This window comes from Secundilactobacillus similis DSM 23365 = JCM 2765 (genome assembly GCF_001311075.1).
GTDB lineage: Bacteria > Bacillota > Bacilli > Lactobacillales > Lactobacillaceae > Secundilactobacillus > Secundilactobacillus similis.
On sequence record NZ_BBAD01000124.1, the window covers coordinates 1 to 6,125 of the forward strand.

At 43.9% G+C, this 6,125-nt stretch carries 3 protein-coding genes, 2 tRNA genes and 3 pseudogenes; all 8 read right to left on the reverse strand.

Annotation, left to right across the window (positions count from 1 at the left end):
* Positions 1–122 precede the first annotated feature (122 nt).
* Positions 123–194 (reverse strand) — tRNA-Asn (locus tag JCM2765_RS15710).
* 40 nt (positions 195–234) lie between these two features.
* Positions 235–306: transfer RNA gene (locus JCM2765_RS15715), tRNA-Asn, on the reverse strand.
* A 64-nt stretch (positions 307–370) separates the two neighbouring features.
* A pseudogene (locus tag JCM2765_RS15720) lies at positions 371–678 on the reverse strand (hypothetical protein).
* Positions 679–1,304: 626 nt separating this feature from the next.
* Positions 1,305–2,390, reverse strand: a pseudogene (locus JCM2765_RS15725) (ABC transporter ATP-binding protein).
* A gap of 167 nt (positions 2,391–2,557) precedes the next feature.
* Positions 2,558–3,406 (reverse strand): glycoside hydrolase family 73 protein, encoded by an 849-nt coding sequence (locus JCM2765_RS15730; protein WP_054737498.1) that lies wholly within the window; start codon positions 3,404–3,406, stop codon positions 2,558–2,560.
* Positions 3,407–3,613: 207 nt separating this feature from the next.
* Entirely contained in the window at positions 3,614–4,099 is a 486-nt protein-coding gene (locus tag JCM2765_RS15735) for a hypothetical protein (RefSeq protein ID WP_054737499.1), read from the reverse strand.
* Positions 4,090–4,818 (reverse strand): glycoside hydrolase family 73 protein, encoded by a 729-nt coding sequence (locus JCM2765_RS15740; RefSeq protein ID WP_082405181.1) that lies wholly within the window; start codon positions 4,816–4,818, stop codon positions 4,090–4,092. The genes JCM2765_RS15735 and JCM2765_RS15740 overlap by 10 nt, the downstream gene beginning before the upstream one ends.
* Before the next feature lie 183 nt (positions 4,819–5,001).
* Positions 5,002–5,708: pseudogene (locus tag JCM2765_RS15745) on the reverse strand (glucosamine-6-phosphate deaminase).
* Positions 5,709–6,125: the final 417 nt, after the last annotated feature.

The following is a 6,125-nucleotide window of genomic DNA, read 5'->3' on the forward strand; positions in this document are numbered from 1 at the left end:
GACTTTGGCGAGCGAAGCGATGACAAACAGCCGACACCCAAATCGCACCCAACACTTACGCTGGACACAAGCGACAATAAAAAAGCCACTCATCAAAATGATGAGTGACGCACGACTTATGACTGCCCCGGCTGGGTTCGAACCAGCGACCTCCTGATTAACAGTCAATTATTCTACCACTGAACTACGGGGCAATCATGTATACTATAAACTCATAAATGAATATTTATGAAACTGCCCCGGCTGGGTTCGAACCAGCGACCTCCTGATTAACAGTCAATTATTCTACCACTGAACTACGGGGCAAAAACACCATGTAATATTTATACCATAAACTCTCATACTATGCAAATCTTTTTCGCAGAAGAATTTAACCAATATGGTTTTCTTTTAAGACCATATTAACCTCGTTTTGAATCTTTTCGGGTTTCTCCCACTCTTCGAAATGATCCAACGCTTCCGTTGCATCTCGTAGTTTTCATTCACATAGTCTTCGTAAGCAACCACGTGTGGTGAATGAGGAATGTTGAGTTGTAAAATTCGCACCTGTTTAATATAGCCGCGCTCGGCAGCCAATTCGGCTCGACCATTTTGGACCATGTTACTGATCTCCATGTACTTCGAACCATCCAGACGGGTAATTTCTTCGATCAACGTAAACGTTTCATGACTTTTCATTCTACGCCCTCCTTCATCGCAACTTGATTAGTATACCATAAAATAATTGTCAGTGAAATATTTTTTCAAGACATCAATCAATGTTTGAAAACTGCTAAATCAACACCTTTCATCCTTAAATCTTGTTTTATAAGGTCTGATTAATCCCTATTTTTAGATACCAAAAAGCCACTATCGGCTGATAGTGGCGGCATAAGAGAGAAAGAGAATTGATTAGAAGGTAATTATTCATACCTTACAAGAACTAATATAAGGCATTTTGTAAGCGCTGTCAACAGCTTTGTTAATATATTTTTCCGGTTTTGGGTTTTTAACGACAAAAGCTAATTATTGATTACTATTCTGTGAGCTGCAATCTTCTAGGAACAGGGTATTACCGCACTTTTATGCCTCACACACAAAAAATTTCAATTTTTGTTTCATTTCAACGCGCACTCATTTATTCAAACAACAAAAAAAGCCTTCATCGCTGACGGCTTTTCGATCATTTGATTCAATTGTCAAATGAGAGATGGACCTACTCATCGTTGGATAAGTAGGTGGTAAATAAATGGTTAATTAAAGAATACCATTATAAATTAGAAAAGTCCACATTTAAAACGGTTATTCTTTAATTAAAATTTCATTTATTTTGATTTATCATAACTTCCAACAACGCTAACGTGTTCTGTTGGGTGAATTAGGTTGGTTGGGTTGGTCACAACTTCACTCAGTGAGTGACCCGATACATTGACCCAGCAGAACAGAACAAACAGCGCGAGTACCGCAAAGGTCAACACCCGGTTGCCACCTGACATCTTTTCGCTAATGACTGAGCCATAGAAATCATGCTTAACCTTAGCTGCAACGTTCTTCTCTTCAGGATTGGCTTCTTGCCGCACTGCCACTGCTTCAGCTTGATAAGCATCAATATCAAACGCCTTTTGGGCTTCCTTCATCCGTCGCTGGAAGTGCTTCTTTTCCTTCTTATCCAGGTTCTTAAACCACTTAACGAACGATTTGTAGTTCTTCACAACATCCGCCGTAGGGCCAACCTGCTTCAAGGTACCGTAGTGAATCCACGCAACCCGATCACAGAGCATTTCAATTTGCTTTAACGAGTGACTGACGAAGATGATCGTCTTACCCTCTTCTTTAAATTCAGTGATTTTGTCCACACACTTTTGGTAGAATGTATCATCACCAACGGACAGGGCTTCATCAATAATTAAAATATCAGGGTTAACGTGAACCGCAATTGAGAACCCCAGCCGGGATTTCATCCCACTTGAGTAGCTCTTAACGGGTTGATACAAAAAATCGCCAATATCAGCAAAACTGACAATATCATCCATTAACTGATCAATTTCTTCGTTGGTCAATCCCTGCATCAACGCTTACAAGCGAATGTTTTCTAACCCGGTCAAATTGCCTCGCAGGCCAGCCCCAATCGCAATAATCGAAGTATCGCCACGAACGTCAACAATCCCCGTTGTTTGCGGAATAATTCCTGAGATGATATTGGACAACGTCGATTTACCTGACCCGTTGACCCCAATCAAGCCCATCGTTTCACCGGCTTTAATCTCCAACGAAATGCCCATTAAGGACCAAAAATGAGGGACTGGTTTGCGGTTAAGGGCGAAGAATGCCTTCAACTTATCCGATTGGGTCTTAAATAATTCGTACTCTTTCGTTACATTTTGAACTTTAATTTTATAATCAGTTGCCATGTCTAATGTCTTCCTTACCTCTGTTTTAAGTCGCCTACATCATCGTTATCGGCGACCAGTAACGGTGAGTTTTACTGCCGTTATGCGCGACCAGTATTGCGCCGCACATATGCGTCATTATAGCAAAGTTCTCTTAGTTAAGATAGACTCACCGTCATCGTCAAACGTTATTTAGTTGCTAAATTCAGTAAATCTGTTAACTGAACCCAGCCGGTTGCTTGGGCGGTCTTAACCTGATACCAAATCGTTTGTGATTTAGTAATAATGCCCCGCTGAAGCACAGTTACCTTTTGATTGGCTAACTGATCCGTTTTGATGGACTTCGCCTTGACGCTTGGTCCGGGAACATTCTTATAAAACCGAATCGTCCCCGGTTTAACAGTCGCAGTACCATCGTAAGTTGCGTAGCTCACCCCAGGCGTAATCACCGTGGTGTGATCAGCATCGGTTGCGTGGGCCGTTGCCCGGTCAAAGCGATCGTGTAGGTCGTACTGCGCAATTATTTGATTGAGCTTTTCTTGGTAGTTTGTATCAGTCGCATAGTTCTTGGCCACGATTGCGGTCGCTGACATATACGAATCGGCATTTTCACGCCAAGCACCCTGATATAAAAACGGGTTCCAAGTTGTCCCGCCTCGCAACACTTTAGCATAATCATTCAACGATGCCGCGATACTTGGGTATGATTTAAATTGGGCAAGCGTTTTATACAAATCACCACTGGTGTTGGCTTCCGACGTTGACATCGTCACCGAACGACCGCCATAATTGCCCTTCACGCCAAAGTAGTTGTTGGCCTGGGTCGATAGTGCACTCGTCCCCCAGTCGCTCTCCAAAGCCGCCTGAGCCATCATAACGGAGCCGTACAGGTGATACTTCCGGCTGACTTGTAACACTGGGGTACTGAGTTCATCGATAAACGCTGTGTGACTATCTGCTTGAGCCGTGATGCTACTGCCGACCCCAATCGACAGCAACACCCCGAGCGTTAACGTTACTTTTTTCCAAAACCTCATTGAGTCAAGTCTCCATTCTAAATGTTCTAAGCCGTGCCTATTATACCGGTTTTTCATGATTGTACAAGAACCTCGCGATAAAAATAAGCAAATCCTTAACCAATTGGCGCCAAATACCTGAAAAGGCATCACAAATTCCAATTTTGGAATCCATGATGTCCCTTGATCATTAAGTGTCAAAATTGGTAGTCCGTTGCTGATTTAACACTAACCTACCTTTGAAAACGCACTTGCTTTCGCCCAGCCAGTAACATCACCGGCACTAAATCGGTACCACGTCGTCGTAATGCCGTTTTGGACGTGCGTTGCCTTTTCGTTCACGGTCACTTTTTGGTTCTTCAATGCATCGGTGGTCGTTAACTTCTTCGCGAGATAAGCCGAGTTATAAACGTGGTTATAAACCGTCTCGGATGTCGAGCCAATCGTCGCTGACGTCTCTAACTTACTATAAGTCGTTTTGGGGAAAGTCAGCGCCTTTTTGTACACCCAGTACTTCTTAGCAGTTGTTTGCTTGCTAAACCGGATCCGGTACCAGTTCGTCTTGGTAGCGGACTTGTACGCTCGACCATCAAGCCAAACTGGCCGATTTGTCCAGCCGCCAATCGTATACCAGCTATACTTGGTGGTCTTATAAGCACTCCCTTTAACGTGATTATAAATCGCGTAATTTCGGAAGCGACTCCCTAGTACCACTGATTGGCCATTCTCACCCGTGGTATAAGTAATCTTCTTTGACTTAGTTGTTGACGTCGTAGTCGTTGCCCCTGTTGTCGCGTCGTTGGGGTTGTTGTGGCACTGTTACTGTTTGCGCTACTACTATCAGCAGTTGAACTCTCACTTGCCACACTACCGCCACTATCAAGCGTTGATAGACCGTACGTTTGAATCAAATTGATCAACGACGTGCCATAAGTTGGCGCGGTCGCGTACTTACCCGTCAACGCATTTGCAGCGTCCTGATAGGTCGCGGCGTTTTCGCGCCAAGTGCCAGAATAGTAACTACTATCCCAAGCCGTCCCATTACGTAACAACTGCGCATTATCGACCATTGATTCTTGCACACTTGGGTATTTTTTAAATGCCGCGTTGGTGTAATACAACTGTCCGTTTGCGTCATATTCGGCCGTCGACATCGTTACCGACTGACCGTTATAACTGCCTTTCACGCCAAAATAATTGTTTGCTGACGTTGACAGTTGACTCGTGCCCCAGCCACTCTCCAGCGCTGCTTGCGCCATCATGACTGATGGATACAATTTGTACTGGTTCGCAACGGTTTTAACTGGCGTTGATAACGTGCTAATAAACTGTGTCGTTTGGGTACTAGCTGCCGGTTTCACCTGGTCAGCCCCCACTAACCCACACGCCACCAAGCCGGTCAAAGCCAGCTTGAGGATGATTGGTTTTCGCATCTTTGCGTCTCCTCCTCGACATACCTATGATGTTAAGGCCATTATATCGGGATTTCTAGGTGGCTTCAATAACGAGAACATTACAATTCAACCAACGGCCACTCAATTTTTTAATTCATAAAAAAAGAGAGCGATGTCACCATCTGCCTCTCTTATGCCGTACTGTTTAGTTTTAAGCGAAACTTACTTGGTTAATAAACTTGCTGATGCCTCATCAAGAATAACCGTCACGTGGTTGTGATTTTGTAAGAAACTAGCTGGTACATCGGTCGTTACTGGGCCTTCAATCATGGCCTTAACCGCTGCGGCTTTTTCTTCACCATAGGCTTCTAACAAGATCTGGTGACTCTTCATAATTGAAGCAATTCCCATTGAGTACGCATAACGTGGCACATCAGTTTCATGTTCAAAGAACCGGGCATTTGCCTTGATCGTTGATTCGGTCAACGTCACCTTGTGCGTGCCATTGCGGGATCAGTCCCAGGTTCGTTAAAGCCAATGTGGCCGTTTTGACCTAAGCCCAAAATTTGAAGATCAATCGGGTTGTCAGCAATGATCTGGTCGTAGCGCGCCATTTCATCAGCAGCATCCGCGTTCATGCCATTTGGCACGTAAGATTGTGCAAATGGTTTTTGATCAAATAAGTGAGTCTGCATAAAGTAATGGTAACTTTGTGGGTGGGTTGGTTCCAATCCGACGTATTCATCAAGGTTAATGGACGTCATTTGACTAAAATCAAGGTCGCTCTTAATAATGGCGTCGTACGTCGTTACCGGCGTACTCCCCGTAGCAAGGCCGTAAACCTTTGCTCCGTTTTCGTAGGCTTCTTTAAATACTTGATAGCCTTGTTGACCGCCTTCTAGCCGATCCTTAACGACAATCACATTCATTTTTGCTTTCGTTGATTCTGACATGGATTCCGCCACTCCTTTTGTTGGTATAGTCCAATAATAAGCTATCTAGACCAATATTGCAAGCAAAAGGCACCTAAAATCGGACTTTCGCTCCCACCAACCCATTAATACTTAGGCTGACGAGCACCTTTACTGCGGTCACCACGCTTGTTTGCGGCCAATGTATTTTGTTGCGATTTAAATTTTTCCCACGTTGCATCTCGTTTAGCAGACGCCTGTTTGTTAGACGCGGTTCTTTTTTTCGTAAATTTCATTCTAATCATCTCTCTTCTATGCGCGATTCTATCACGAAAACTTGTTTAGGTCTAATACTGGGATTTGAGTTATCTGGTTTAACTATCGTTTGTGTCCAGCGTAAGCATTGGGTGCGATTGGGGTGTCGGCTGTTTGTCA